At 28.9% G+C, this 26,766-nt stretch carries 27 protein-coding genes; 14 read left to right on the top strand and 13 right to left on the bottom strand.

Annotated elements, in window-relative coordinates; genetic code table 11:
- Positions 1–6 precede the first annotated feature (6 nt).
- Positions 7–402 carry an IS200/IS605 family transposase gene (tnpA, locus tag GXM21_RS07595; protein ID WP_163604696.1) on the bottom strand — a complete coding sequence of 132 codons (396 nt, stop codon included), beginning with the start codon at positions 400–402 and terminating at the stop codon, positions 7–9.
- A gap of 424 nt (positions 403–826) precedes the next feature.
- Between tnpA and GXM21_RS07590 the strand changes: the two genes are divergently transcribed.
- Entirely contained in the window at positions 827–2,284 is a 1,458-nt protein-coding gene (locus GXM21_RS07590; RefSeq protein ID WP_008537604.1) for a nicotinate phosphoribosyltransferase, read from the top strand.
- Between the two features lie 695 nt (positions 2,285–2,979).
- Here the strand turns inward: GXM21_RS07590 and GXM21_RS07585 are convergent.
- Complete coding sequence (locus GXM21_RS07585; RefSeq protein WP_008537605.1) at positions 2,980–4,413, bottom strand: serine hydrolase domain-containing protein; 1,434 nt, start codon at positions 4,411–4,413, stop codon at positions 2,980–2,982.
- Positions 4,414–4,426: 13 nt separating this feature from the next.
- The gene (locus GXM21_RS07580) at positions 4,427–4,957 is read right to left on the bottom strand and encodes a biotin transporter BioY (protein ID WP_008537606.1); all 531 of its coding nucleotides are present in this window, start codon (positions 4,955–4,957) and stop codon (positions 4,427–4,429) included.
- A gap of 679 nt (positions 4,958–5,636) precedes the next feature.
- Between GXM21_RS07580 and GXM21_RS07575 the strand changes: the two genes are divergently transcribed.
- Complete coding sequence (locus tag GXM21_RS07575) at positions 5,637–9,179, top strand: YobI family P-loop NTPase (RefSeq protein ID WP_008537607.1); 3,543 nt, start codon at positions 5,637–5,639, stop codon at positions 9,177–9,179.
- A gap of 140 nt (positions 9,180–9,319) precedes the next feature.
- On the opposite strand, the gene GXM21_RS07570 is transcribed toward GXM21_RS07575, so the two are convergent.
- From GXM21_RS07570 to GXM21_RS07535, 9 genes are all read right to left on the bottom strand, one after another.
- Entirely contained in the window at positions 9,320–9,769 is a 450-nt protein-coding gene (locus GXM21_RS07570) for an Hsp20/alpha crystallin family protein (protein WP_008537608.1), read from the bottom strand.
- Between the two features lie 48 nt (positions 9,770–9,817).
- A complete protein-coding gene (locus tag GXM21_RS07565; protein WP_008537609.1) occupies positions 9,818–10,297 on the bottom strand; it encodes an Hsp20/alpha crystallin family protein in 480 nt (159 codons plus the stop codon).
- A 354-nt stretch (positions 10,298–10,651) separates the two neighbouring features.
- Complete coding sequence (locus tag GXM21_RS07560; RefSeq protein WP_008537610.1) at positions 10,652–11,836, bottom strand: site-specific integrase; 1,185 nt, start codon at positions 11,834–11,836, stop codon at positions 10,652–10,654.
- 74 nt (positions 11,837–11,910) lie between these two features.
- Complete coding sequence (locus GXM21_RS07555; RefSeq protein ID WP_008537611.1) at positions 11,911–12,780, bottom strand: hypothetical protein; 870 nt, start codon at positions 12,778–12,780, stop codon at positions 11,911–11,913.
- Between the two features lies 1 nt (position 12,781).
- Complete coding sequence (locus GXM21_RS07550; protein WP_008537612.1) at positions 12,782–13,588, bottom strand: abortive infection system antitoxin AbiGi family protein; 807 nt, start codon at positions 13,586–13,588, stop codon at positions 12,782–12,784.
- Positions 13,589–13,607: 19 nt separating this feature from the next.
- Positions 13,608–13,772 (bottom strand): ImmA/IrrE family metallo-endopeptidase, encoded by a 165-nt coding sequence (locus GXM21_RS13230; RefSeq protein ID WP_420919718.1) that lies wholly within the window; start codon positions 13,770–13,772, stop codon positions 13,608–13,610.
- A gap of 43 nt (positions 13,773–13,815) precedes the next feature.
- The gene (locus tag GXM21_RS07545) at positions 13,816–14,748 is read right to left on the bottom strand and encodes a DUF5677 domain-containing protein (protein ID WP_008537614.1); all 933 of its coding nucleotides are present in this window, start codon (positions 14,746–14,748) and stop codon (positions 13,816–13,818) included.
- A gap of 11 nt (positions 14,749–14,759) precedes the next feature.
- A complete protein-coding gene (locus GXM21_RS13035) occupies positions 14,760–15,371 on the bottom strand; it encodes a type II toxin-antitoxin system RelB family anti-toxin (RefSeq protein ID WP_008537615.1) in 612 nt (203 codons plus the stop codon).
- 19 nt (positions 15,372–15,390) lie between these two features.
- Positions 15,391–16,017 carry a LexA family protein gene (locus GXM21_RS07535; RefSeq protein ID WP_008537616.1) on the bottom strand — a complete coding sequence of 209 codons (627 nt, stop codon included), beginning with the start codon at positions 16,015–16,017 and terminating at the stop codon, positions 15,391–15,393.
- A 136-nt stretch (positions 16,018–16,153) separates the two neighbouring features.
- On the opposite strand from GXM21_RS07535, the gene GXM21_RS07530 reads away from it, so the two are divergent.
- From GXM21_RS07530 to GXM21_RS07520, 3 genes are read left to right on the top strand one after another with little or no spacing between them, the layout of a single operon-like run.
- Entirely contained in the window at positions 16,154–16,360 is a 207-nt protein-coding gene (locus GXM21_RS07530; RefSeq protein ID WP_008537617.1) for a helix-turn-helix transcriptional regulator, read from the top strand.
- Positions 16,361–16,402: 42 nt separating this feature from the next.
- A complete protein-coding gene (locus tag GXM21_RS07525) occupies positions 16,403–16,759 on the top strand; it encodes a hypothetical protein (RefSeq protein ID WP_008537618.1) in 357 nt (118 codons plus the stop codon).
- A 12-nt stretch (positions 16,760–16,771) separates the two neighbouring features.
- Positions 16,772–16,978 carry a hypothetical protein gene (locus GXM21_RS07520; protein WP_008537619.1) on the top strand — a complete coding sequence of 69 codons (207 nt, stop codon included), beginning with the start codon at positions 16,772–16,774 and terminating at the stop codon, positions 16,976–16,978.
- Positions 16,979–16,980: 2 nt separating this feature from the next.
- Here the strand turns inward: GXM21_RS07520 and GXM21_RS07515 are convergent, their stop codons facing one another.
- Positions 16,981–17,361 (bottom strand): DUF2513 domain-containing protein, encoded by a 381-nt coding sequence (locus GXM21_RS07515; protein ID WP_008537620.1) that lies wholly within the window; start codon positions 17,359–17,361, stop codon positions 16,981–16,983.
- 179 nt (positions 17,362–17,540) lie between these two features.
- On the opposite strand from GXM21_RS07515, the gene GXM21_RS07510 reads away from it, so the two are divergent.
- Genes GXM21_RS07510 through GXM21_RS07470 form a run of 9 tightly spaced genes read left to right on the top strand, consistent with a single transcriptional unit; the run spans position 17,541 to position 26,761 of the window.
- On the top strand, positions 17,541–17,861 hold the full coding sequence (locus GXM21_RS07510; protein WP_008537621.1) for a helix-turn-helix domain-containing protein: 321 nt from the start codon (positions 17,541–17,543) through the stop codon (positions 17,859–17,861).
- Positions 17,862–17,865: 4 nt separating this feature from the next.
- Positions 17,866–18,027: a hypothetical protein gene (locus GXM21_RS07505; RefSeq protein ID WP_008537622.1), complete on the top strand. Its 162-nt coding sequence runs from the start codon at positions 17,866–17,868 to the stop codon at positions 18,025–18,027.
- A gap of 56 nt (positions 18,028–18,083) precedes the next feature.
- A complete protein-coding gene (locus tag GXM21_RS07500) occupies positions 18,084–18,503 on the top strand; it encodes a hypothetical protein (protein ID WP_008537623.1) in 420 nt (139 codons plus the stop codon).
- On the top strand, positions 18,500–19,657 hold the full coding sequence (locus tag GXM21_RS07495; RefSeq protein ID WP_008537624.1) for a DUF2800 domain-containing protein: 1,158 nt from the start codon (positions 18,500–18,502) through the stop codon (positions 19,655–19,657). The genes GXM21_RS07500 and GXM21_RS07495 overlap by 4 nt, the downstream gene beginning before the upstream one ends.
- 14 nt (positions 19,658–19,671) lie before the next feature.
- Positions 19,672–20,256: a DUF2815 family protein gene (locus GXM21_RS07490; protein WP_008537625.1), complete on the top strand. Its 585-nt coding sequence runs from the start codon at positions 19,672–19,674 to the stop codon at positions 20,254–20,256.
- A 21-nt stretch (positions 20,257–20,277) separates the two neighbouring features.
- Positions 20,278–22,254, top strand: coding sequence for a DNA polymerase (locus GXM21_RS07485; RefSeq protein WP_008537626.1), 1,977 nt, complete (start codon positions 20,278–20,280; stop codon positions 22,252–22,254).
- A gap of 42 nt (positions 22,255–22,296) precedes the next feature.
- Entirely contained in the window at positions 22,297–22,641 is a 345-nt protein-coding gene (locus GXM21_RS07480) for a hypothetical protein (protein ID WP_008537628.1), read from the top strand.
- Between the two features lie 10 nt (positions 22,642–22,651).
- A complete protein-coding gene (locus GXM21_RS07475; protein ID WP_008537629.1) occupies positions 22,652–24,313 on the top strand; it encodes a PcfJ domain-containing protein in 1,662 nt (553 codons plus the stop codon).
- A gap of 15 nt (positions 24,314–24,328) precedes the next feature.
- Positions 24,329–26,761 carry a virulence-associated E family protein gene (locus GXM21_RS07470; RefSeq protein ID WP_008537630.1) on the top strand — a complete coding sequence of 811 codons (2,433 nt, stop codon included), beginning with the start codon at positions 24,329–24,331 and terminating at the stop codon, positions 26,759–26,761.
- Positions 26,762–26,766: the final 5 nt, after the last annotated feature.

The raw sequence follows: 26,766 nt of genomic DNA, 5'->3' as shown, positions 1-26,766 counted from the left end.
ATTTATTTATTCTGAACGCTTTTGACTTTCTATATACTGTTTAATAATTGACATTGATGCTCCACCAACTGTAGATACAAAATATGAATTTGTCCACAATGTTGGTAGCCTTGATTTTAACCATGAAAATTCTTCTCGAAGTATTCTTGAAGATATTCCTTTTATTCGTTTAACAACTTTATGTATACCAAATTGTGGATCAACTTCTAAAATCAAATGAACATGGTCTGGCATTACTTCCATCTCGATTAAATCGACGTGAAGCTCCTGACAAATATTATTAATCAACTCCTTTAATCGTTCATCAACACCATTGTTCAACACTTTTCTACGATATTTAGGACAAAATACTACATGATATTTACAAGAATATACTATATTATTATTTGATTTATATTTCATAAAAGTATTATATAACTATTAAAAATATAATACAATAAAAAACAATGATATCGAATCATTGTTTTTTAGCGAGCTTATATCCCCATAAATAAATTTAGGGGCTTTACGCTCGCATTTGGTAAAAGTTAATAAAACTTATATTAATGGCAAATGTGTTTTTGCTAGATAAGCTAAAAATATTAAATAATATTTAATAAATATGAGAAAATAAGAGAGAATTCTATAATATTACGGAATTCTTTTTTATTTATATTGATGTATTTGTAAAAATCAGATTATTTTTATTTAAAGAGTAGAAAATAAATACAGCTTGCTATATAATATTAAGGAATATAACTTTTATTTTTGTAAAAAGAAATGAAGTATATTAATAATAGAGAGGGATTTATAATATTTTTGTTATAAATTTGAAAGGAAGTTCTTTATGAATTCAAAAAATGAAAATTTAGCCATGTTATGTGATTTTTATGAATTTACAATGGGAAATGGCTATCTAAAAAATAATTTACATAAAAAAAATGTGTATTTTGATGTATTTTTCCGTAATATTCCTGATGATGGTGGTTTTGCTATAGCAGCTGGCTTACAACAAGTAATAGAATATATAAAAGATTTACATTTTGATAAAGGAGATATTGAATATTTTCGTTCTAAAAATATGTTCAGTGAAGATTTCTTAGAATATCTAGCTGACTTTAAATTTACAGGGGATATTTATGCTGTTCCTGAAGGAACTTGTATTTTCCCTCGTGAACCAATTATGACTATCAAAGCTCCTGCTATTGAAGCACAGATTTTAGAAACTTTTATTTTATTGACTTTAAATCATCAATCTCTTATTGCTACAAAAGCAAATCGCATAGTAAGAGCTGCTCAAGGTAGACCTGTATTAGAATTTGGTTCTCGTCGTGCTCAAGGTGCAGATGGTGCGGTAAAAGGTGCTAGAGCTGCATATATCGGCGGTTGTGCTGGAACAGCTTGCACACTTACTGATGAACTTTATCAAGTGCCAGCTAGTGGTACTATGGCTCATGCTTGGGTACAGATGTTTGATTCTGAATATGAAGCATTTAGAGCTTATTGTGAAATTTATCCTCATAATGCAGTATTATTAGTAGACACTTATAATACTTTAAAAAGTGGTGTACCAAATGCTATTCGCGTATTCAAAGAAATGCTTGTGCCACAAGGTATTACTAATTTTGCAATTCGTTTGGACTCTGGGGATATTTCTTATTTATCTAAACAAGCTAGAAAAATGCTTGATGAAGCAGGTCTTACAAATTGTAAAATCGTAGCATCTAATGCTTTAGACGAACATTTAATCCGTGATTTATTAATGCAAGGTGCTAAAGTAGATGTATTTGGTGTAGGTGAAAGAATGATTACTTCAAAATCTGCACCTGTATTTGGCGGTGTATATAAATTAGTAGCTATTGAAAATGAAAATGGTGAAATTACACCAAAAATTAAACTCAGCGAAAATATCTCTAAAATAACAAACCCACATTTCAAAAAAGTATATCGTTTGTATGATAAAGAAACTGGTAAAGCTATCGCTGATGAACTTTGCTTATATGATGAAACAATTGATACAACAAAAGAACATACTATTTTTGATCCAAATGCTACATGGAAACAAAAAACTCTCACTAATTTCACTGCTAGAGAATTACAAGTTCCTATCTTTAAAAATGGTGAATGTGTATATGAAAGCCCATCTATAGAAGAAATAAAAGCATATTGTCAAAAAGAAGTGGAAACTTTATGGGATGAAGTAAAACGCTTTGAAAATCCACATCGTTATTATGTAGATTTATCTCAAAAATTATGGGATATTAAAAAAGAATTATGCGTTAAAAATGCAATGAAAAGCAAATGATATAAATAAGATATGTTCATTTCTTTGATGGCAAAGAAACGAACCAAAGAAAACCACCGCAGATAAATTTTTAGTTTTGAAAATAATTATTGCTTCATACAACGCTTAGAAACTCGCTACGCTCAAACATTCAGACTAAAACCGTATTCAGCAATAATTATTTTCAATAACCTACGGTTACCACTAAAATTTATAATGCGGAAATAGTTTGGTATTATAATGAATAAAAAACGTAGTCATAATTTTATTTTTGCCAATAGCTTTCAGCTACCGTAAAAGTCTGCTAATGCGGGAATGGTTAGGTATTATTGATATTTAAAAATTTATTTTTAATAATCTATGGTTACCACTAAAATTTATAATGCGGAAGTAGTTTGGTATTATGATGAATTAAAAATGTAGTCGTGATTTTATTTTTGCCAATAGTTTTCAGTTACTGTAAAAGTCTGCTAATGCGAGAATGGTTAGGTATTGTTGGTATTTAACAAAGTTATTTTCAATAATCTATGGTTACCACTAAATTTATAATGTGGAAGTAGTTTGGTATTATGATGAATTAAAAATGTAGTCGTGATTTTATTTTTGCCAATAGCTTTCAGTTACCGTAAAAGCCCGCTAATGTGGAAATGGTTAGGTATTGTATTTTTGTAGTGTGTAAATTAAAGGCTAGAGCAATCTATACTCTAGCCTTTTTGTTATTTTATGGGGTTGGATATGAGGTAATGGGGTTTTGTTCTGATGATGAAAGATGGAGTGGGGTTGTAATGTAGGTATAGTTGGTGGTTGTAGTAGTTAAATTCTAGGATATCAATGAAAATGCCTTGGTTATAAACTAATTTTAAATTTAGTTTATTATTTTGCCAGCCATAGTTGGCGTAAGGGCTTTCATAGAAAATAGTTGTACAAGAATCAAAGTTATCATTTTCGAAATTAGTATTATTCTTTTGCCAAGCGTTTAGTTTAGCTAACAAATTATATTTTCTAGTGTTTAAGGTAATATTAATTCTGATGCAATCAGGGGCAATTTGGGAGAAAGAAATAGAATTTAAATTTAGAGGATTGTGAGAGAACTTAAATTCTTGCTGAAAGATTTCGGGAGTAATGGAATTGTCATTAGGTAAATATGGTAAATGGAGTTTAGAAAGATAGTTATTTAAAGATGATAAATCTTGAGTAGAGGATTTATTATCTTTTTTTATTTGGGTTAAGAATTTCCATGTAGCAGATAAAATAGCTTGTTTTTGTTCGTTTTCAGCATTGCTAGTTATAGCTATGACCATATTTTCTTTGGGCAAGATAATGCAATATTGCCCGAAAAGACCAGCACAGCGAAAGGCTTTTTCAGGTTGGCATTTCCAAAAATAATAGCCGTATCCTAATTTGCTATCTGGAAAAGCTTTATCATCGGTATTTATATATACTGTGAGTAATTTTTCAATATATTCTGGGGCTAGTAATTGTTTATTATTCCATGAGCCTTTATTGAGTATAAATTGACCGAATTTAGCTAAATCTTCTGTGGTCAAGCTTAAACCCCACGAGCCTTTATCGTAGTTTTGAGTATTTTTTTCCCAACTTATATTGGTTATATTTAAATGAGAAAAGAGTTTTTCTTGTAGATAAGTCAAAAGATTATTGCCAGTTAATTCTTGAATGATGGCACTACATAAAAATGGGCAACGATTATTATAAAAGAAGGAAGTGCCAGGCTTTGTCTGTAATTTTAAAGAAAATGCTTCATTAATCCAATCATCTTTTAGATAAAAATCTTGAATTTCTTTGTCGATGAAGCCATAAGTCATGGATAATAAATGATGTATGGTGATGCTTTTAATATCTTCTGTAGGTTCAAAATTTAATTTGTGTTTTAAAAGTGAATAAATTGTGGTATCTAATGTAAATAATTTATCTTGGAGAGCAAACATCATGGCAACTGCTGTAAAGGATTTGCTCACAGAAAATAAAATTTGTTTTTCATGTTCATTATAGGGGGCAATATGAACTTTGGAGAGTAATTTATTATCTTTATAGATTACAAGTGAATGTAAGTTTAGATTAGTTAAGGTATCAACATATTGAAAAAAATAAGAAGGTGAAATACCTTCTTGTAAAAAATTATTGTTTATCATATATATTCCTCGATTAATAAAATAAATTTTTGCGCAAACGAACAGCAACGTAGCTGGCAATTAAAGTTTTGATGATATCACCAGGAATGAAAGGTAAAGCACCAATGGTGATGCCTTCTAAAATGGAAAGTTTCATAATGAAGCAAAGCATAGCTACACCAAAAATATAAGTGATAGGAATGACAGCAAGTCCTGCTAAAAAGAAGTTTTTGAAGGAGTTTTTATTTCCTTTCAGATAACTAGCGATAGGATAGCTGACGATAAAGCCCCAAAGATAACCACCAGTTGGGGAAAATAAACAGTTGAAACCACCTGCACCACCAGAAAATACAGGAAGACCGATAGCACCGATTAGCGTATAGACAATCATGATGATTAATGTTTCTTTTGGTGTGGATAAAAATGCTGATAATAACATAGCTAAAGTAAGGCAAGTAAAAGGAACAGCAGTGATAGGGAAAGATATGTAAGCTGATATGCAGATGATAGCTACGCAAACAGCCATTTTTGATAGGGTTTTTGTTGTTAATGATGATGATGACATAAAATTATCTCCTTATATATTTATAAAATTGAATTTTATAAAGTATGTTTTGATATGATTATAAGAAAATAAAAAGATATAGTCAACTCTAAAGGTATTTTTGGTTTACTATGTTGTTAAGTTTTATTTTAAAAGTTATAGAATATAAAGTTTAAAATAATTATTGATTTATAGATAATATTATTTAAATTAAAGATATGATATAATTGAAGTCATGGGATAGCTTGATGTCGGACACCTCTCGTTAGGGAGGTGTTAGCATGACGACTTATGAAAAATTATCGTTAGTGATAAGTATTATAAATTTGATTGCTACGCTTTTTCAGATTATAAATAATTAGTTTATAAACGAAAAAAAGACCGTTCCGAAACGGCGGGAACAGCCTTCTTAACGAATTGAATTTTCTAAGAGAGAGGTGCTGACCTACCACAATCAGGCTATCTCTCTTTTTTATTATATCATAGAGTATTTTTATAATCAAAATATCTTATATTAAAATTATTAAAATTTACTAAGTTTGTTTAGAAAGAAGGTTTTATTACGAGAGAGAAATTTATAAAATTTGTAATAAAAAAATTAGTTTGGTTTGAAAGTCGAATAGAATATTATATTGATTATTTAAAAAGATGTATTTGTGCAGAGCGTAATGATTATAAAAAATTAACACCAATAGATAACATGGAAAATGGTGAAGAATATATTAATGCTTTAGATCAAGCTATCAATGATGAAGAAATTAGAAATATAGCCATTACTGCACCTTATGGAGCTGGAAAAAGTAGCGTTATAAAAATATATGTAAAAAAGCATCCTAGTTTAAAATATACATTTATATCCATGGCGACTTTTAATAGTAACGAAGGAAATTCTCAAGAGGATAAAAAGAATGAAGAGATACCTTTAGAAAAAATAGAAAATGTAATATTAAAACAATTTTTTTATAAAGTAAAAAAGAATATGTTGCCACAAAGTAGATATAATAAGATAGAAAAAATGAGCTATATGTACATTTTTATATGGACTTTTTGCGTTAATATATTTTGTTTAATTGGAAGTGTATTATTTTTTCCAGATGTTTTAAAGGAAAAAGTGATTAATTGTATTAATTTTTTTATTGATTTAGGTATCCCTGAATTTTGGTCATATGTAATAATACCATGCTTAGTATTATTAGAAATGATAATACTTACTATTATAATAAAACAGGGTATGATTAAATTAAAATTGAAAGAAATAAAATTATTTTCTAATGCTACTCTTGGAAATGAAGCGATTGATGAAAAATCTATTTTTAATAAGAATATAGATGAATTTTTATATTTTTTTGAAGCAACAGGATATGAAGTTGTATTTTTTGAGGATTTAGATAGACTAGAAAACAATGATATATTCATAGAGTTAAGGGATTTGAATTTTATCATAAATAATTACGAAGGCTTAGAGAAACCCGTAAAATTTGTTTATGCAGTAAAAGATGAATTATTCCATAATAAAGAAGAACGCACTAAATTTTTTGATTATATTATACCTATCGTTCCAATAATTAATGAAAGTAATTCAGAAGATGTTTTTTTGAAAGAATTTGAAAATAATGCTGAATATAATATATCAGAAGAATATATAAAAGATATAGCACCATTCGTATCAGATATGCGAGTTTTATATAATATTTTTAATGAATTTAAGATTTATAAAAGAACATTAAAAGATTCAGATAGCATAAAACTTGTAGATGAAAAGATGTTATCACTGATAATATTTAAAAACTTATATCCAAAAGATTTTGCTGAACTTCAAAATGAACAAGATGAAAGTATTGTTAAGCAAGCTTTTAAAAATAAACAATCATTTATAGAAAAAGATGTTGAAAAAATTAGAGAAAGTATAAATCAATTAGAAGAACAAATTATATTAGTAAAAGAAGATTGTTTAAAGAGTACTAAAGAATTAAAATATGCTTTTTGTGGTTATTTAGCTAATTGGGAAATAACAATTTCTGCAATAGGGAGACGTGAACCATATCATAATTCAAAAGAATTTTCTATAAAACAAATACTAGATGATAATTTTAATTTTGAAAATATCTATAAAGAAGGTAGTAGTTATTATATTTGTTATCCTTCTGGGTATTCTATTAATAAAGAAGGAATAGATTCTAATAAAATGAAGAAAAAATATATAGATTATTGTAGACGATGGAAAGCTTTAAAATTATTAGAAGATAAAAAAATGGATGGTATACATCATGATTTAGAAGAGTTAAATGAACAGTTACAAGATATATCAATATTATCTTTAAAAGAATTAATTGATAGAAATGATGTTAAAGAAGTTCTATCTGATAATGTTAGAAGTAATAAGGTCTTAGTTTTTATGTTAAGATATGGCTATATTGATGAAGATTATAGTATATATATTAACTATTTTAAAGGAGATAGTATAACAAAAGATGATATGAACTTTATTCTTAACATAAGAAATAGAGAGGTTCAGTCATTTGATTATAAATTGACTAGGTTAAGAGGTGTAGTTGATAGATTAAATATAAGAGATTTTAAACAAAAAGAAGTTTATAATTTTTATTTATTAGAGTATTTATTATTAAATAGTAGTAAAGAGATTGATAAAAATAAATTAGATAATTTTATACAACAATTATCAGATGAAGAAAAAGAAAGTTGGTCTTTTATAGATGCTTTTGTAAGGACGACTAATAACAGAAAGAAATTTATAAACTTATTGGCTTTAAAATGGGAAAACATGTGGAGTTTTTTAACTGAAAAAGCAGCATTAACATATAATAGACAAATAGAATATTTTAAATGTTTATGTGAAAGTCTAAAAGTAGAAGAATTACTTAATTTGAATAAAGATGAAGCATTTGAACAATTTTTTGAAGAAAATGAAGACATATTGATACAACTTAAAGATGTAAATATTAGTTATTTAGAAAAGATAATCGAGAAATTAGAAATACACTTTTATAAGTTAAATATAGCGGGAGTTGATAAAGAACTTTTGGATTTTGTATTTGATAATAAGTATTACGATATCAATAAATATATGATAGATATTATTCTTGTATACAAAAATAGTGAAATAGCAGAACGTGATTTAAGTAAAAAATGCTATACAATGATAATGACTTCTAGATATGATTGTTTAATAGATGATGTTTCCGATAATATTGAAGAATATGTAAAAGAAGTTATATTGAGTAATGATAATAACTGTGATGATGAAAAATATATCTTAGATTTGATAAATAAATGTAGCGATGATATGGATTTAGTAGAAAAAATTATAGTACATGAAAATTTTAAGTTAGAAAATATATCCGTTTGTGAAAATAAATATTGGTTATTATTACTAAAACATAGAAAAATCAATGCTAGTTTTGATAATGTTATTCAATATTGGAAACAATTTTCAAAAAATGGATTAGATGAGGTATTAATAGATTTTCTATCTACAGAATGTGATGCAATCTTAAATAGTGATAGAAGTTTCGTTGAAGAAAAGTTTATAAAAGATTTATCATTTAGTGATATAGATAATAATATTTTTGAAAAATATATATCGTATTTAAGACTTATTTTTAGTGATTTAGAATTTGACTTTGCTTCAATGAACCAAGAAAAACTTAAAATTTTGATACAAAATAAATATATACTTTTAAATAAACAATGTTTTGATAAAATAAAAGATATATCTGTAGAAATGGCAACATTGTACATATTATCAAGTAAGGATAGTTTTATCGATAATATGGAAGTATTTCAAATTGATGAAGATATATTTAATAATTTGATGGCGAAAACAGATAAAGTATTCTGTCAAAAAATAGTAAATTATTATGGTAAAGATTATATAAATAAAAATCTAATAATAGCAATTTTTAATATGAATATTACTTTGACAAAAGACTTATTTAAAATTATATTTGATAAAATAAGTAATGAACTAAAATTAGCGTTATTAGTAAGGCATTTAGATTTATTTAATGCTGAAGAATTAAAAAATCTTTTCGCAAAAATGGATGGTGAGTATAAAGAATTATCGAATAGAGAAAAAAGACATAATATATATTTACCTATAAATGATGAAAATAAACGATTAGGTGATTATTTATATAAAATAGGATATATTTCAAATGAAGATAGATATGCTAAAAATAAGGAAGAAAATCAACTTTTATTTAGAATAAGAGCCAAAAAATGATATGAATTATTAAATATCATAAGTAAATAATAAAAATAGCCTTTATACTAAGAATAGATAAGTTCTCAAGTATAAAGGCTATCTTTAATTTATAAAGTATTTAATTTTAAAGGAGTTGCAGGAGGAAGGATAAATTTATATTAATCTATATCAATTTGAGTAGTTGTTGATTGTGGTTGAAGTTTTGGCAATGTCATTTTTAAAACACCGTCAGTATATTCAGCTTTAGCGTTAGCTTTATCTATCTGACCTACATAGAATGAACGTTGCATTGTGCCATAATAGCGTTCTTGATGAATATAGTTACTTTCTTCATTCTGATTTTGTTCATTTTGCATTGTAGCTTTGATAGTTAAATAACCATTTTGATAATCAAGAGCAATATTTTCTTTTTTTACTCCTGGTAATTCAGCAGTGAGTTCATAAGCATTATCTGTATCTTTTACATCAACTTTGAATGCGTTGAACATGGAATTTACTGGAGCAAATGCGTTTTGGAAAAATGGTTCATTGAAAACATCAAAAATAGATTTGAAAGAATTATCATTAGTTGCGAGATTATTTGTAAATGTAGGAATTAAACCAAACATAATAAATGCCTCCTAAAAGTTTAAAAGTCAAATTTTATTAAAAAGAAATTAGTCAATATTGATTTGAGTTGTAGCTTCTTCTTTAGTAATTTTTGGTAAAACTACAGTCAAGATACCATCTTGGTAAGACGCTTTGATATTTTTTTCATCAATATCATCAATGTAAAAAGAACGTTGCATTTCACCTACATAACGTTCACGGCGAATATATTTTTCTTGAGGTTTTTCGTTTTTATCATCAGCATTTTCAGCAGGTTTTTCTTCTGTGGATTTTGTAGTAGTTGTTTTAATTGTTAAATAACCTTTATTGTAGTCAAGAGAAATATTTTCTTTGGCGATACCTGGTAATTCAGCAGTGAGTTCGTAAGCATTATCAGTATCTTTTACATCGACTTTAAAGGATTTTACATAAGAATTCATTTTTGCAAATGGTTCATGAAAGAAAGGTTCATTGAAAACATCGAATAATTTATTGAAATCATCATCACTTTTAGCAATATTTTTTGCAAATGGAACTAAACCGAACATAAATAACAACCTCCATGTATAGAGCAATAAATAAAGTCAAAAAGTCAAAATTTGTTTTGAATTAAACGGACTATCAAGTCCGTATTTAACTTTTATTTATTGTTATTAGTAAAATTATAAGATTAAAATTTAGATTTTGTAAGTATCTTAAGGGATACTTCTTATCTTTTGTATCTCTTAACGTCCTTACAATTATTATTATACTCGAATTAGTCAAAATGTCAATAATTATTTTTGACTTTTTGACTATTTTTTTTACTTATTTTATAAGGCTTTATAGAGCTTTTGTTATTAGAGATTTGACTTTTTGTTATTTTGAAAATATATGAGAGGTACCATTTTGGTACCATCTCTTTATGAATTTAAATATGCATCAAATTTTGAAGCAGCATCTACTTTTCTGCTTTTAGTAATATGCAAATAAATTTGACGTGTTGTAGAGTCATTGGTATGCCCTAACCGATCTTGTATTACTTCTAATGATTCACCTGCCGCTGCTAATAATGATGTGTGGGTATGGCGGAATGTATGTGGATGGATCCAACTTAACCCGATTTTTTTGGCTATCTTTTTTATGAAGCCATATAGATTACAGGTTAAAATTGGTTTTCCAGGATAATATCGAGAAGTAAATATAAAATTATATGTTCTATCCCAATTATTTGCATTTTTTATTTTTTGTTTATTTTGTATTAATCGCCATTCTTTCATCACATCTATAAAAGATTGTGAAATAGAAATTTCTCTAATACTATTTTTAGTTTTTGGAGTTTGTACATAATAATTTTTTTGACTGCAACCATAGATGTTTTGGGTAATTTTTATAGTCTTATTTTTTGTATTAAAATTATCCCATTCCATAGCACATACCTCGCCTAATCTAGCACCAGTATAGATTAGAAAAAATACCATATAATAATATGGATATGCATATGCATCATTTTTAGCTTCATTTAAGAAAGTGAGTAAATCTTCTTTTTCTAGATATAATGGTTTAGGTTTTTGTTGTAGCAGTTTAGTTTTTTCGACTAAAGTCATTTTAGGTAAATCAATATTTTCACAAGGATTATTAGTGATAATATTATTTTTTAAAGCATGTTTAAATATCATTTTTATATAGGATAAGTTTTTTGTAATAGTTTTACGTTTTTTACCCATATCAAGCATATTTTGTATATATGCTTGAATATTTAGAGAGGTAATATGTTTTAATTTAACATCTTGCCCCCAGAATGATATTAATGCTTTTAATAGATATTGTATGCCCTTTTGTGTAGATATCTTAGTATAATGTTGATATTCTTTAAACCAAATTTCTTGAACATAATAGGCAAATGTTATATCTTTAGGTTTAGCAAATACCTTTCCCGCATAATATTGGGACTCTATTTCTGCCATTGCTTTTTTAGCATCGCTTTTTTTAGTAAAGCCACAGCGTTTGATACGGATACGTTTTCCTGTATCATCTCTACCAACATCTATAATGAACCAATATGTTTTGCCTTTTGTCTTTGTAAGGCGTTCATGTATTCTAGCCATAGTTTTCCCCTTTCACTATGCCTAGCTATTACTATGTATGAGACACTAACTTTTAGTTAGTGTCTTTATTTTTTCTATAAAATAGTTGCTTTTGATAATTCTTCTATAGTATGTTCATTATTTAAGTAATCTTGAGCAAGATGTTCGTCTAAAAAAATTCTTTCAGATACATCTATTTTTTTATTTTTGGAACTTATTTTAAAATAATATGTAGATGTATCATCATTATTTTTTTGCATAGGGATTATCTCTGAAATGATAACTTTAAAAATGCCAGTAGTAATATATATTGTAAACTTTTTACCTGCAAAACATAAGGTTTCTTTTCTTAAAAATGTAAAAGAAGGAGTCTTATCTTCTATTTTAGAAACATCTATGGCATTACTTACTGTTAAAGAAAAGCCGTCTATTAATGGGTTATTTAATTTGTATGGCTTTTCATCAACTAAGCTTCTATTTAGTATCTCAAAGTTAAATATATCTTTATCACTATTTTCAACTATATCTTTTGGTGATAATACAATATTGCTATATTTTTTTAGTTGTTTTGCGATGTGCTCCATTCTTTCCCAGTAATTTATTAACATAGAAAGTGTTTCTATATCTTTTTTCTTTATAGGATTTATTTTGAAATCTACAAGTTTTATATCATTTATAAATATAGATCCCGAAGACAAACCTTTAGCTAGTTTTAAAACATGAATAACATCGGAAATATTATCCATTTTTTCTGGATGAATAGAAAATGTATAATCTATATTATTTTTAGATTTTAAGTTAAACTTAAAACTAAAAGCATCATCTATAGAAATTTCAAAAGTGTTTCCTGTTTTTTTTAAGCGACCATGTATTTTTTTGTGGTTTTCTTTAGATAAATAAACATTATTAGGTATTTCATTTAGAGTATTAGGTAAATCTTTTATTTTAACCGCAGTCGGCAACATATTACCAATCTCCTTTCATTTCATTAAATATAATCAACTTAGAAATTAGATTATATTTTTCCTTTCGACTAAAACGACATTCTTTTAAGATAAAATCAATAAAAGGTTCGCGCTCTTCCTCTTTAGAAATTATTATATATTTAATATCCTTATCTGTTATTTTTAAACCGTATTTGTCTTTAATGAAAAATTCGTTTGATTTTTGATTAAGGAATGTACTATTATCTATAATATATGACTCTTCAATAAAAGGAAAGTAATTTCTTGCTCTAGGACTAATTTCTGGAATATAACGCCATTCTTTTTCATCATGAAAATTTTTAGTAACAACACCATCATCTTTGGGCATTTTACCGGATATAGGTTTTATAAATCCTAAAATATTATGGAATAAATCTTGATAATCAAGTTTATTGTTAGGGTCATGTCTATTTTCATATAATTTTTGTATGCTCGTATACAAAAAAGAATTTTCATTTATATATTGTATCGGCTGGATTTTATTAGTTAATCCCCATTCTTTTGTTAAGGCAATGCCGTATTCACCATATTTATCCATATGTTTTTCTAATTTATTTAAAAATATATCGCAAAAACATTTCATAGGATATGCTATTCCTGAAAGACCAGGCAAATGTAAGTATTCAATGTCTTCTTTATAATATCGAGGATATATTTTCTTTCGCTTTAATATATCTTTTAAAAAACGAATATCTCGCATGCATGTAAATAAAGCATTGGCACTTTGTTCGCTTGGATATTCCTTTAAAGTTAAGGTCCCTGAAAATCCAGCTGTATATTTTTCCACGCTATCACTCCTAATATAGTTAATTTTTCAGTTTCAAGTTTATAAACTTCGCTGGAATACCTTTTATTCTAGCTAAATCGTAGATACTGGTATCAGCGTTTTCTTTTAAATATGTATCGGGCAATAATAACTCTACGGCGAAGGTATTGGCTATATGTTCGATTTTGTCGGAGTTTATGCTCATGGTGTAGATTTTGAGCCACGATACTATCGTGGCTATTGTGTTATTAACTAGTCATAATTTGTTCTATCATATTCCAACGAGTCAAAATATTACTTAAATCTTCATTTATAGTAGAATATTTATCGCTATAATTTTTATCTACTAGTGAAAAATATTTCATATATAAACTATAAATTTTAGTTATTAACGCTATCATAAAGCAAAGAGATGTCATCATTTCTTCCGGCTGATTAAAATTTTTTAACTTTATACTATTTGCATTCAACATTAAACCGTTTAAGGCGTTCCCTGCATGAATAATTTTTGAATATGATTTATAAAAAACAATATATAAATCTTTTTCATCAAGATAATTAGCCAATCTTGATATAGATTTAATACTTGGATTGGTTAATGTATACCACTGAATAGGATTTTTATCAAATAATTGTCTGTATGCTTTGTTAGGTTGATATTTGAAGTTCTTTGTAACATCGTTATATAAATCTGAATATAGTTCCGAAGTGATTTCCTGTTTAATTTGCTTCATATCTGCTTCATATAATGGATAATCTCTTTTCATGGTGGTTAAATTAAAATTCTTAGATGGATATACAGGATTTCTTAACATATTATTATAATCATTTAAAATTATCATTAATTGAAAGTATCTATATGAGCGTAATTTTATATCTATATTTTTATCGTCTTTAAAAACATATTTAAAATTCAAATAATGTTCAAATAAAGACCTAACTAAAACCTTACAATTATTAAAAGATTGACCTTGGTAAAGACATAATAAACCATGTATCAATTCTACAACATCTCGGAGCCATAATATTAAAACTTTGTCAGCTTCTTTTGTTATTTTTGAAGATGAAACAACATCATTTAAGAGTTTTTTGCCGTAATTTAAAAGGTCATTTATATTAGTTAACGTATCAGATAAAGTATTAAAATACAGCGTATTTGTTAATTTCTGATTTGCATCCATTTGGTATCTCCTTAGAATTTCCCACGAAGTTCAATAACTTTGCCTATAATCTGAACAGGCAACGTTTCGATGTCTTTGGCACTATAAAAATGAGGTGTATATACTGCTGGATTCCAGCCTATCAAAGTAATACCGTTTTCCTGAAATTGAACTTCTTTGATAGTAGCTTCATTGCCGTTTACTAAAACAATAGCGACTTCTTTGTTTTCTACTGTTGACTGTTTCCGGACTATTACGACATCATTTTCTCGAATGCGGGGAGCCATGCTCTCGCCTTTTACTTGCAGCGCAAAAAAATCTCCGGTGCGAGCAAGTTCTTCGGTGATTTCTTCGTAATCTATTATGTCAGTGATAGCTTCAACAGGGATGCCTGCAACAACACGACCTAATACAGGAATTTTGATACCTTTAGCCGGTGTATTAGACTGATTAGATATAAAAAAATTTAGTGGTTGATTTGTAGCTTTAGCAATAGCTTTTAAGGTAGAAAGGCTAGGATTATATCTATCTTTTTCAATATCTCCAATATACGAACGAGATAGATTTGTAATTTTTGCTAGTTCCATTTGTGTCAAATTTGCTTGCTTGCGAGCTTTTTTTATATTTTCGCCTATAGTCGGCATATCTTAAACACCTCAAAATTTAAACAATATCTGCTTGAAAAGCAATCGCCTTCCCTAATATTTTAAATTGGTGGTATTCATCTTTTTTAAATATCATTGGACGATACTTTGGATTTTCTGCTCTAAGTTCAATACTTGTATCATAATAGTATACACGTTTTAAAGTAACACCACCATCAATTAAAATGGCTGCTATTTCTCCATTTTCTACTTCTGGTTGTTGTCTGATGAAAACAATGTCACCATCATAAATACGTGCATTTATCATACTATCACCTTTAGCTACTAAACAAAAATCTACTCGTATATTTGTTCCAGCTTGTACATATCCTTCAAAACATTCTTCAGTCATTATAGGTTTACCGCAGGCTATTTTACCTAGTAGTGGTATCTTTCGCGTATTTATAGAATATAGTCCGTGTACATTAGGAGCTAATTTATTTGTTATAGAATTTTTTCCTAATAGTGTATTCATATCCACATTAAAAAAATCTGCTAATATTTCTAGTGTTTCAAAATTAGGTTCACGTTTACCCACTTCATACATTCCAATAGCACTACGTGTTAATCCTGTTATTTTAGCCAAATCAGTTTGAGACAAGCCTTTTTCAGTTCGTAAACTTTTTAATATATCTTTAAATTCCATTTAATCACCTTTTTTATATTATACTATCACGTTACGTGATGAAAAACAAGAAAAATGTCACAAAAGGTGTTGACAAAAATAAAAGAATGTACTATACTCTAGTTATCACGAAACGTGACAAGGAGGTGACCTCAAAATGATTGACGCTAAAGTAATAGGCCAGCGTTTATTACAATTGAGAAATAATTTAAATAAAACGAGAAAAGACGTCGCAGAAGCTTGTGGTATAAGTGTATCTGCTTTAACTATGTATGAAATTGGCGAACGTATTCCTAGAGATGAAATAAAAATACGATTATCTAATTACTATAAAAAATCAATAACGTCTATTTTTTTTAAATAATATTGTCACTTTAAGTGACAAAAAACGATAAAAGGTGATTAAATGTTAAATTCAAATGAAGAAAATTCATGGCTAGAACAATATAAATTAATTCAAGAAGCTTCATATAAACGAGCTGTAGATTTATATGCTATGTGTGAAGCATCAAACCGACTACATCATGATTTGGATAAATTTTTTCCTAGACATTACGCTTTAGCAGCTGTTCATTTTGGCAGAAACTTGAATAAAGACCCATTTGAGATTGCAAGTGATTTAGAAAATGCAGTACAAAACAGAATAACAAAAATCAAAAAAGATGCCGAAGAATTAGCTGAAGCTATGAAGACTGGTAAAATGCCAGATTTCATGCGTGAAATACAAGTTAAATGGTGGAGTAGAAAAATTCTAGGATACTAAGGAGGTGATAACGTGAACAAATCTTATGAAGAATTAAAAAAAGAAAATGCCGAACTCAAGCGGCAACTTGAAGAACGGCAAATTATATATGAACCTATTGCTAATGAAATTATAGAGATTTTTGCAAAGTATAGAATCGAATTTTGGGAAGTTACAGGATTACTTGAATTGGTAAAGTTAAAATGTCAACATCAAAATTCTGATAAGTCTTTAGGTTGAGTTTATTCTTGTAAAATTTTTAGACCAATATTAACGGCTAATGTTTTAACAATGTCTAAAGAAGCAGAACCACCAATTCTTTTTAAGTCTTTTTTGACATTGTTCCATATAGTATCGTTTTTTATTGCTTCTAAATAGTCGCATCCGTCAAAAGTCATTCTAACAATTTGTATAGCGTCATAAGGCTTATAATCAGGAGATAGTACAGTTACACAACCACGTAAGATAATAAATTTTTTATCTGCTAATAAATCGATATGATACTTTATAACATCAATAGGCAAATTTAAATTTACAGAAATATCATATATACGAATTCGGTTATTATCAGCGTTTTCAATGTATAACAAAATATTTCTAATTATATCTAAATCACGTTTCAATATAATCACCTCCTCGTAAAGATGATTATACCAAATATATTTAACATATGCTTAGCTATTACTAATTATTCCCTTTATTGTAACGAACGCTTGGCGGTGGGTTATTGATGAAACCGCTGTATCAAAATTTATAGCTTATGTATGGGTAGCAACCAAATAATTGAAAGGAGATTATGTATATGGCTGATTGGAATTTAGAGTGTGAAATAAAAATCCGAAATTTAGAGACTTTGAAAGAAAATCTAGATAAAGAGATTGATGAACTAATTAATATCGCCAAAAAGGTTCAGCAAGAACATTTAGAAGTCATAGAGGTACAACAAAACTTAAATGATATAGAGAGAAAGCCATTATCAATCAGTGAATTTGCTGAAAAAGTAAATGTAAGTTATGGCACTATTTACGAAAGAGTACGTACTGGAGTAATAAAAGCTAAGATAGATAATCGTACTATTCGTATACCTTATTCAGAATATGAAAACTATATGCAAAGGATTTGAGAATATGCAGACAATCTATGAAACGAATGAGAAAAAGGGGATTGCTATTAAATTAACGCCCAGCATTTTTAAACCTAAAGATTTGCCAATAGTTTTAGATAATATTAATAAATTCTTTTCCATATTAAAAAAAGCTGACCAGCACATGGCTAATCAGCACAAATAAAAAAACCTTAACTAAAGTCTACCATAAAAAGTTAATTTATAAAAGGAGTTAATATCATGGAATTAAATGTAAAAGTAACAATTGAAGGAACTGAACAATTAGCACAAGCCATAGGAGCATTAGCGAAAGCTTTAGAAGCAAATACAAAAAATATAGTAGTTAATGCTATAGCTGAAGAAAAAGAAGAAATTGTTGAAAAACCAGTAAAAAAAGTTACTAGACAAAAGGCAAAGAAAAGTGAAGTAAAAAATGAGACTCCAGCTGATGAAGAAGTAAAAGAAGATAGCACTAAACCTCAATTAAGTGAGGAAGAATTGAGAGATAACTTAAAAAAAGATTTAATGGAAGCCAAAAAATTAGATGATACATTGATGGGGAGAATGAAAGATATTTTACACAAATGGGAATTAAAAAAATTAAGTGATATTCCTATTGATAGAATAGATGAATTTAGAAAGGAAGTTCTCGGAGAATGACCGAGCCAGCACATGCCTTATTGAGTGCATCGGGTAGTAAAAGGTGGCTATCTTGTCCACCTAGCGCCCGATTAGAGGAAACATATCCCGATAAAGAAACAGCAGCTGCTCGTGAAGGAACATTAGCTCATGCTATTGGAGAATTTTATTTGAAGTATTATTTAAAACATAGTCATACGAATATTGCTTTACCAAAACAATTTAAAAATCAAGAACTCTACAATAAAGCAATGTTAGATTATGTATTTGAATATGTAGAGATGTGTATTGAGAAAATTAATACAGCATTGAGTATAGATAAAACAGCTTATATAGCAATAGAAGAAAAAATTGATTATAGCGAATGGGCAAAAGAGGGATTCGGTACAGGAGATTTAGTGATTATTACTGATAAATATGTAGAAATAGTAGATTTAAAATATGGTAAAGGTGTAGCTGTCAGCGCTGTCGATAATACACAAATGCAGATGTATGCCTTAGGTATAATCAGTAATTTTGGTTTTATGTATGATTTTGATACTATCCAAATGACTATATTTCAGCCACGTAATGGTGGGATATCTAGTCAAGAAAAATCAGTAAAAGATTTAATTAAATGGGGAGAAAATATTGTAAAACCAACTGCTGAACTTGCCTATGATGGCATAGGAGAATTCAATGCTGGTAAGTGGTGTTTATTCTGTAGGGCTTCATTGCGTTGTAAAAAATACTCTGAATATTGCTTAAGTGTAGCAAAGTATGATTTTATTGATCCTGAATTTATGTCTGATGAAGAAATGGCTGATGCATTGAATAGGATAGAACCTCTTATTCATTATGCCAAACAAATAAAAGATTATGCGTTATCTGAAGCACTACAAGGTAGGACATGGCCAGGCTATAAATTAGTAGAAGGTAAAAGTTCTCGAAAATATAGTGATATTGATGCTGTAATTAGTAGATTACAAAAAGCGAATATTGATTCATCTGATTTTATGAAAGAGCCTGAATTAAAGTCTATAACTGAATTGACTAAAGTATTGGGTAAAAAAACATTTAGTGTTTTACTTGATGATTTAATCACTAAAATAGCTGGTAAGCCTACACTTGTTGGCATTGATGACCCACGACCTGAATACAATAGCCCTGAAAATGATTTTGAAATACTTGATTAAAGGAGATTATAAATATGAATGATACAAAGTTAACTTTAAAAAATGTAAGACTTTCTTATGCTAATATTTGGGAGCCAAAGGAAAATCCAAATGGGGATTTAAAATATGGCGCATCACTTATTATTCCTAAAACTGATAAAAAGCAAATAGCTGAAATAAAAAAAGCGATAGAAGCTGCTAAAAATGCTGGTAAAGCTAAATTGGCAAATAAAAATGGAAAAATTCCACCTAATTTAAAAGTACCTCTTCGTGATGGAGATACTGACCGTTTTGATGATGATGCATATGAAGGATGCTACTTTATAAACGCAAATTCCAACACTGCACCTAAGATTGTAGATAGAAAAATAAAACCTATTCTTGACCGTTCTGCTGTATATAGTGGTTGTTATGCTAATGTATCAGTAACATTTTATGCTTATAAAACAGATGCAGGTTCAGGTATTGCTGCTGGATTAGGTAATATCCAAAAAGTAAAAGATGGTGAGCCATTAGGCGGTGCGTCTAATCCAGAAGATGATTTTGAAGTATTAGATGGTGACGAATTTGAAACAGAATTTGCAAATACTGATGACGAAGATGAGGATATGTTTGAATAAAGCCTTATTAGGAGGTATTTTATGAGAACATTATCTATTGATTTAGAAACATATTGTGACCTTGACTTAAAAAAAGTTGGGGTCTACAAATATGCTGAAGAAGCAGAAATATTATTATTTGGCTATGCATATGATGATGAAATGGTTAATGTTATAGATTTAGCTCAAGGTGAAGATATTCCTGAACAGGTTTTAAGAGATTTAATCGACCCTGCGGTTTTAAAAACAGCATATAATGCTCAATTTGAGAGAGTGTTATTAAGTCATTATTTATTTGGTGGCGAAACAATTAATAGTTTTTATGATGATAATTATTTTTTAGACCCGGCACAATGGCAATGTACTATGGTGTTATCTTTGAATTTAGGATTGTATGGTTCTCTTGCTGAGGATTGTCGAATTTTTAGATTAGCTGAAGATAAAGCCAAAATGAATATTGGACGAAAATTAATAATGGAATTTTCGAAGCCTTGTAAGCCGACTAATACTAATGGTGGCAGAACAAGAAATTTACCAAAGCATGATATACAAAATTGGAATTTATTCAAAGAATATAATAAACGTGATGTAGAGGTTGAACGCTATTTACGTAAGAAAATGATTAAATTCAAACCTACAGATTTTGAACAAAATTTATGGGTATTAGACCAACAAATAAATGATAGAGGTATTGGATTAGATAGACAATTAGCTGATAAAGCTGTAGAAGTTGATACTGATTTTAGAAATAGAATTTCAGCAGAAGCTAAAGATATATCTAATCTAGATAACCCCAATTCTACAGAACAACTAAAGCATTGGATACTGGAAAAGGAAGGATTTTTTCCCTCTAAAATCACAAAAACTACGGTATTGGAACTCTTAAAAATAGTAAAAAATAAAGAAGTCAAAGATATGTTAAAGCTAAAAATGTTGCTATCTAAGACTTCAATAAAAAAATATGTAGCTATGCAGAATGCTCAATGTGCTGATGGACGAATTCGAGGATTACTTCAGTTTTATGGTGCTAATCGTACTGGACGTTGGGCAGGTAGATTAGTACAGGTTCAAAATTTACCTCGTAATTCTATGAGTGATTTGGACGATGCTAGAGAATTATTAAAACATGATGACGCCGAAACATTTGAAATTTTCTATGAGAATGTTCCAAATGTATTATCTCAATTAATAAGAACTGCTTTCATACCGACTAAATCGAATAAATTTGTAGTAGCTGATTTTTCAGCTATTGAGGCTAGAGTTATTGCCTGGCTTAGTGGAGAAAATTGGCGTATGAAAGTATTTGCTGATGGCGGTGATATTTATTGTGCATCGGCTAGTCAGATGTTTCACGTACCAGTGGTAAAACATGGTATTAATGGTGAACTTAGACAAAAGGGGAAAATAGCTGAACTTGCTTTAGGCTATCAGGGCAGTATAGGAGCTTTAAAAGCTATGGGTGCTGATAAAATGGGGCTTACTGATGAAGAATTAATCGATATTGTAACTAAATGGAGAAAAGCTAGTCCAAATATTGTTCGTTTATGGTCTATTGTGGATAAAGCAGCTAAACAGGCTATAAATGAAAAAACAAAAGTGAAAATTCATCATAATATGGCTTTTTATTATAAAGCGGGTATGCTTCGTATATGTTTACCTTCAGGGCGAGAATTAACATATATTAGACCTCGTGTTGAGAATAACAAAATCACATATGAAGGTACAAATCAGGTATCTCGTACATGGGAAAGGTTAGAAACTTATGGTGGAAAACTTACTGAAAATATAGTACAAGCAATTGCTAGAGATTGTTTAGCAGTCGCTATGATTAGATTAGAACAGGCAGGTTTTAAGATTGTTATGCATGTACATGATGAAGTTATTCTTGATTGTGTTGCTGCTGGTATAGATAAATCCTTAGAACTTGCTAATAAAATAATGGGAACTGCTATTGATTGGGCGCCGGAGTTAATTTTAAATGCTGATGGTTATATAACCAAGTATTATAAGAAAGATTGATTCCGTACATTATATGTTGATGTTAATTAAAGGAGTAATAAAATGGCTGATAAAAAAATAAATACATTACAATTAAAAAAATTTATGGAAAAACAAATTGAGGAACTTGATGAAATAAAAAAATTGCGTACTGAATTAGAAATTAAAGAAAACGATGAGAATTTTTCTAATAGCTTAGATTATTTGGAACGTATGTATAAAGCTTGTGAAGAAACTATAAAAATGTGTGATATGTATGATGAAAAGCAAAAAGCTGAAGCTAAAAAAGAAGCCGATAAAATAAAAGCTGCTGCTAAAGAAATTAAATCTGAAGATAAAAAAGAAGTTATAAAAAAGACCGAACCTGAACCAATAACTGAAGAAGACGATGATGATATCTGGGATTGAGGTGATTAATTTGAGAATATATGACTTATATATGCCGAAATTATTTTATCTTTATGAAGGTGGCTTAAAAAGCTTAAATAATGGTAATAAGTTTACGAATATGTATCATTGTTCTAGTTGTGGTCATAGTTTTAAATCCTTATGGGATGGTGTAGGAAATTATTATGGTGTGCGACCAAATGATCAGATTATATATTGCCCTAAATGTGGTTCACGTTTTACGGAAGCTACGCAAAAAAATGATTTTAGTTTTATGGCTGACGGGGATTATTCCCCGCTCAGCATGAGGATTAGTCTTGATGAATATAAAGATAGTTTACGTTTGACTTTATCGGGTAAAGAAATAGTCTGCGATGAAGACAGTGACTATATGTTTCACCACAGACTATATAAAGAGACTATATCTTTTAATGTAGCCCAAAGGACTGCAATTTATAAAAGATATATAAATCATAAACTTATTATTAATTATAACTTATGTAATATCCTGGATACAAGTTTTAGCAGAGATACTAATTTAAAATTTTTAAATCACAGATATTTTACAAGTATATATGCTGTAGATTTCAAAAAGATATTGAAAATTCTTCGTGAGAGATTATCCAAAAAGCTAGAATCTAAATTTAAATTTAAAATAAAATCGATGTACGTATGTCATGAAAACAAAGGCAGTTATTTTATAAAACCTATATTGAATATAGCTTATAGATTAGTTTTTACAGATTTAAATAATTTATCGCTTACTGATTATAACTATATATATCGTAAATATCCATTTTATTATGGTAGTGCTGATAGAAATTTTTATGATTTAGATGATGCATATTTATCAGATGAGCGTTTGAAAATCATAAGTAAGGCAAAAGATACAATATCAGGATTATTAGAAATAGCAAATTTACCAAATAAGCCTGCGATTAGACGATTAGTAAAAGATAAACCATTTTTATTATTACGTCATAAACAAATTTATACTATAGCTCAAGGTAATATAGATACCTTCAATAATATTAATAATTGTTTGGAATTTGATTTTTTATGGCGACGAGATATTCGCACATTATTAAATCAATTAGCACTAATTTCTTATAACTGGGGAATAGAATATATCAATGCATTAATGCGTTGGTGGCATAATTCTCAAGATAAAATTTCATGTGAAGACGCTATTTATATGATATTTAAATTGAAAGATAAAGCTACACTTTGGCAAGAAAAACCGGCTCCTGCTAATTTACATGATTATTTAGTAACAGCTATTTATAAACAGGAACATCCATTTAGAGCTTTTAATATCAATGACCCAATCTGTAGAAGATTAGCTATGCAGTTTGATAGTATTAAATTTTATTTACCTGAGAATTCAGATGTGCTTCGCAATATAGGCAAAATTTTTAGAAATTGTGTGGGTAATTATGTTGATGCTGTTTATACAGGTAAATCAAATATAGTTTTAATGTCTGATGATAAAGGTAAGTTAAAAGCTTGTATCGAGGTGCAAAATAATAAGCTAATACAAGCAAAATTATTTGCTAATAAACCAGCTCATAATAATAAGCAAATAAATGATGAGATTATTAAATGGGCTGATAAAGCTAATATTAATTATGATAATTGCAGCGATATATTTAAACCTGAAAAACAAATTTTACCGCAAAGAGAGGCGGTGTAAGGACGTGAATTAATAATGCAAAATACCGCTTTGAACATAGACAATTTGTCTAAGTTAAAATATGACGGAGAAGTATCTATTGCTGTAGCTAGTAGTAGAAAATCAAAGAAATGGAAAAATAAACAGTTATCATGGTCCACACTTCTTTTTAAATTGTCAAAAACTAGAAGAACAGGGGAGACCGTTGCTGAATATAAATCATTTGCTAAGTCAAAGCAAGATGATATTAAAGATGTTGGCGGTTTTGTAGGTGGGGCATTAAAAGAAGGTAGGCGAGTCGCTGAAAATGTACAATGGCGTTCAGTTATAACACTGGACGCTGATTTTGCCACTAATGATTTTTGGGATAATTTATTTTTTACGATAGGTAATGTAGCTTGTTGTATTTATAGTACGCATAAGCATAGTAAAAATAAACCTAGGTATAGATTAGTCATACCGATAAATCGTCCTGTGAATCCAGATGAATATCAAGCAATAAGTCGTATGATAGCAAATGATATCGATATTGATTTATTTGATGATACCACATATCAACCGCATAGATTGATGTATTTTCCTAGTACTAGTCAAGATGGTGAATTTATTTTTAAATACAATGATGGGGTTTGGGTAGATGCTGATGAATATTTAAATCGATATGATAATTGGCAAGACCAAAGTTTTTGGCCCGTGAGTAGTAGAGTTCAAGTAGATATCAAAAAAACGGTAGATAAACAGGAAGATCCACTTAGTAAAAAAGGAATCATTGGTGCTTTTTGTCGCTCATATACTATCCAAGAAGCTATAGAAAAATATTTATCTGATATATATGTACCATGTGGTACTGATGATAGATATACCTATGCTGAGGGAAGTACATCAGCTGGTGCTATTGTTTATAATAATTGTTTTATCTACAGTCATCATAGTACCGACCCTGCTTGTGGAAAATTATTAAATGCTTTTGATATGGTAAGACTGCATAAATTTAGACAGTTAGATGATGAAGTATCAGAAGGTACTCCAACGGGAAGATTGCCAAGTTATAAAGCTATGCAAGATTTGGCTGTATCTGATGAAGTAGTAAAAGAAACCATCGGTAAAGAAAAAACGGCTGATGTATATAGTGAATTCGAAGTTCTAACAGATATCGATACTAAATGGACTGCTGAGATGAATATAAATCGTTGGGGCGGATATGAAAATACGCCTCATAATGTGAAATTAATATTAGAAAATGATCCTAATTTAAAAGGTAAATTTGCTTTAGATGAGTTTGCTCATAGAATGGTTGTTTTAGATAAATTAGTATGGCGTAAAGATAATAATGTTAGTGATTGGATTGACGCTGATGATAGTGCTCTGCGAAATTATATATCTGATGTATATGGCATAAAAGGTAAGGATATAATCGCTGATGCTATATTAGAAACTATTCATAGACATAGTTTTAATCCAGTAAAAAAATATTTAAAAAGTATTAAATGGGACGGTAAGCATCGAGTAGAGACTTTATTCATAGATTATTTAGGAGCCGAAGATACAAAGCTTAATCGTGCAATGACTAGAAAGATGTTTTGTGCAGGTGTGGCTAGGGTGTTTAATCCAGGAACGAAATTTGATTATGTAGTAACGTTAGTTGGCGGTCAAGGTATAGGTAAATCTTATATTATTGGTCGTATTGGCAAAAAATGGAGTTCTGACAGTATGAGTACAGTTATTGGTAAAGAAGGTATGGAACAGATTCAAGGATTTTGGGTTATTGAACTTGCGGAATTATCGGCAGTTCGTAAAGCTGAAGTTGAACAAATAAAGCATTTTATTACTAAGCGTGAAGATAGTTTTCGACCTGCGTATGGTAGACGTACAGAACGTTTTCCTAGACAGTGTATATTTATAGCTTCTACAAATAATAATGATTTTATTCGTGATCAAACTGGTGGTCGTCGTTGGTGGCCAATAATGGTAGATAAGAATAAACGAAGATTAAATCCTTTTGAAATTAGCGAAGATACTATTGACCAGTTGTGGGCAGAAGCTAAAGAACTATATGAGGGTGGCGAAAAATTGTATCTTGATGAAGAAATGGAGCAAGAAGCCAAAAAAGTACAAGAACAACATACTGAAGAAAGCCCATTAGCTGGCATGATACGTGAATTTATTGAAAAAGAAATACCTGAAAATTGGGCAGAGTTGAGTATCAGTGATAAGCAAGATTTCATTCGTGGTGATGGATTTGAATATAATGGACCACTTGTCAAACGTGATAGAATATGTGCTTTAGAAATTTGGGTAGAACTATTAAATGGTGATGTGAAGAAATTAACTAGAGCTATGGCCACAGAAATAAATGATGTATTAAGAAAAACAGAAGGCTGGAAACAACCCCGAAGTCCAATGAGAATAAAGCGTTATGGTTTACAAAAAGGATTTAAAAGAATTAATAAAATTGTAAATATCATTTGAAATGA

The organism is Megamonas funiformis (genome assembly GCF_010669225.1).
Taxonomy (GTDB): Bacteria; Bacillota; Negativicutes; order Selenomonadales; family Selenomonadaceae; genus Megamonas; species Megamonas funiformis.
Note: the sequence above shows the minus strand (reverse complement) of the source record. Positions and strands in the feature narration are given on the sequence as shown.

Bases quoted from the DNA above. Each gene is read 5' to 3' on its own strand.
- tnpA (WP_163604696.1), bottom strand. From the start codon at position 402: ATGAAATATAAATCAAATAATAATATAGTATATTCTTGTAAATATCAT.
- GXM21_RS07590 (WP_008537604.1), top strand. From the start codon at position 827: ATGAATTCAAAAAATGAAAATTTAGCCATGTTATGTGATTTTTATGAA.
- GXM21_RS07585 (WP_008537605.1), bottom strand. From the start codon at position 4,413: ATGATAAACAATAATTTTTTACAAGAAGGTATTTCACCTTCTTATTTT.
- GXM21_RS07580 (WP_008537606.1), bottom strand. From the start codon at position 4,957: ATGTCATCATCATCATTAACAACAAAAACCCTATCAAAAATGGCTGTT.
- GXM21_RS07575 (WP_008537607.1), top strand. From the start codon at position 5,637: ATGGAAAATGGTGAAGAATATATTAATGCTTTAGATCAAGCTATCAAT.
- GXM21_RS07570 (WP_008537608.1), bottom strand. From the start codon at position 9,769: ATGTTTGGTTTAATTCCTACATTTACAAATAATCTCGCAACTAATGAT.
- GXM21_RS07565 (WP_008537609.1), bottom strand. From the start codon at position 10,297: ATGTTCGGTTTAGTTCCATTTGCAAAAAATATTGCTAAAAGTGATGAT.
- GXM21_RS07560 (WP_008537610.1), bottom strand. From the start codon at position 11,836: ATGGCTAGAATACATGAACGCCTTACAAAGACAAAAGGCAAAACATAT.
- GXM21_RS07555 (WP_008537611.1), bottom strand. From the start codon at position 12,780: ATGTTGCCGACTGCGGTTAAAATAAAAGATTTACCTAATACTCTAAAT.
- GXM21_RS13230 (WP_420919718.1), bottom strand. From the start codon at position 13,772: ATGAGCATAAACTCCGACAAAATCGAACATATAGCCAATACCTTCGCC.
- GXM21_RS07545 (WP_008537614.1), bottom strand. From the start codon at position 14,748: ATGGATGCAAATCAGAAATTAACAAATACGCTGTATTTTAATACTTTA.
- GXM21_RS13035 (WP_008537615.1), bottom strand. From the start codon at position 15,371: ATGCCGACTATAGGCGAAAATATAAAAAAAGCTCGCAAGCAAGCAAAT.
- GXM21_RS07535 (WP_008537616.1), bottom strand. From the start codon at position 16,017: ATGGAATTTAAAGATATATTAAAAAGTTTACGAACTGAAAAAGGCTTG.
- GXM21_RS07530 (WP_008537617.1), top strand. From the start codon at position 16,154: ATGATTGACGCTAAAGTAATAGGCCAGCGTTTATTACAATTGAGAAAT.
- GXM21_RS07525 (WP_008537618.1), top strand. From the start codon at position 16,403: ATGTTAAATTCAAATGAAGAAAATTCATGGCTAGAACAATATAAATTA.
- GXM21_RS07510 (WP_008537621.1), top strand. From the start codon at position 17,541: ATGGCTGATTGGAATTTAGAGTGTGAAATAAAAATCCGAAATTTAGAG.
- GXM21_RS07505 (WP_008537622.1), top strand. From the start codon at position 17,866: ATGCAGACAATCTATGAAACGAATGAGAAAAAGGGGATTGCTATTAAA.
- GXM21_RS07500 (WP_008537623.1), top strand. From the start codon at position 18,084: ATGGAATTAAATGTAAAAGTAACAATTGAAGGAACTGAACAATTAGCA.
- GXM21_RS07495 (WP_008537624.1), top strand. From the start codon at position 18,500: ATGACCGAGCCAGCACATGCCTTATTGAGTGCATCGGGTAGTAAAAGG.
- GXM21_RS07490 (WP_008537625.1), top strand. From the start codon at position 19,672: ATGAATGATACAAAGTTAACTTTAAAAAATGTAAGACTTTCTTATGCT.
- GXM21_RS07485 (WP_008537626.1), top strand. From the start codon at position 20,278: ATGAGAACATTATCTATTGATTTAGAAACATATTGTGACCTTGACTTA.
- GXM21_RS07480 (WP_008537628.1), top strand. From the start codon at position 22,297: ATGGCTGATAAAAAAATAAATACATTACAATTAAAAAAATTTATGGAA.
- GXM21_RS07470 (WP_008537630.1), top strand. From the start codon at position 24,329: ATGCAAAATACCGCTTTGAACATAGACAATTTGTCTAAGTTAAAATAT.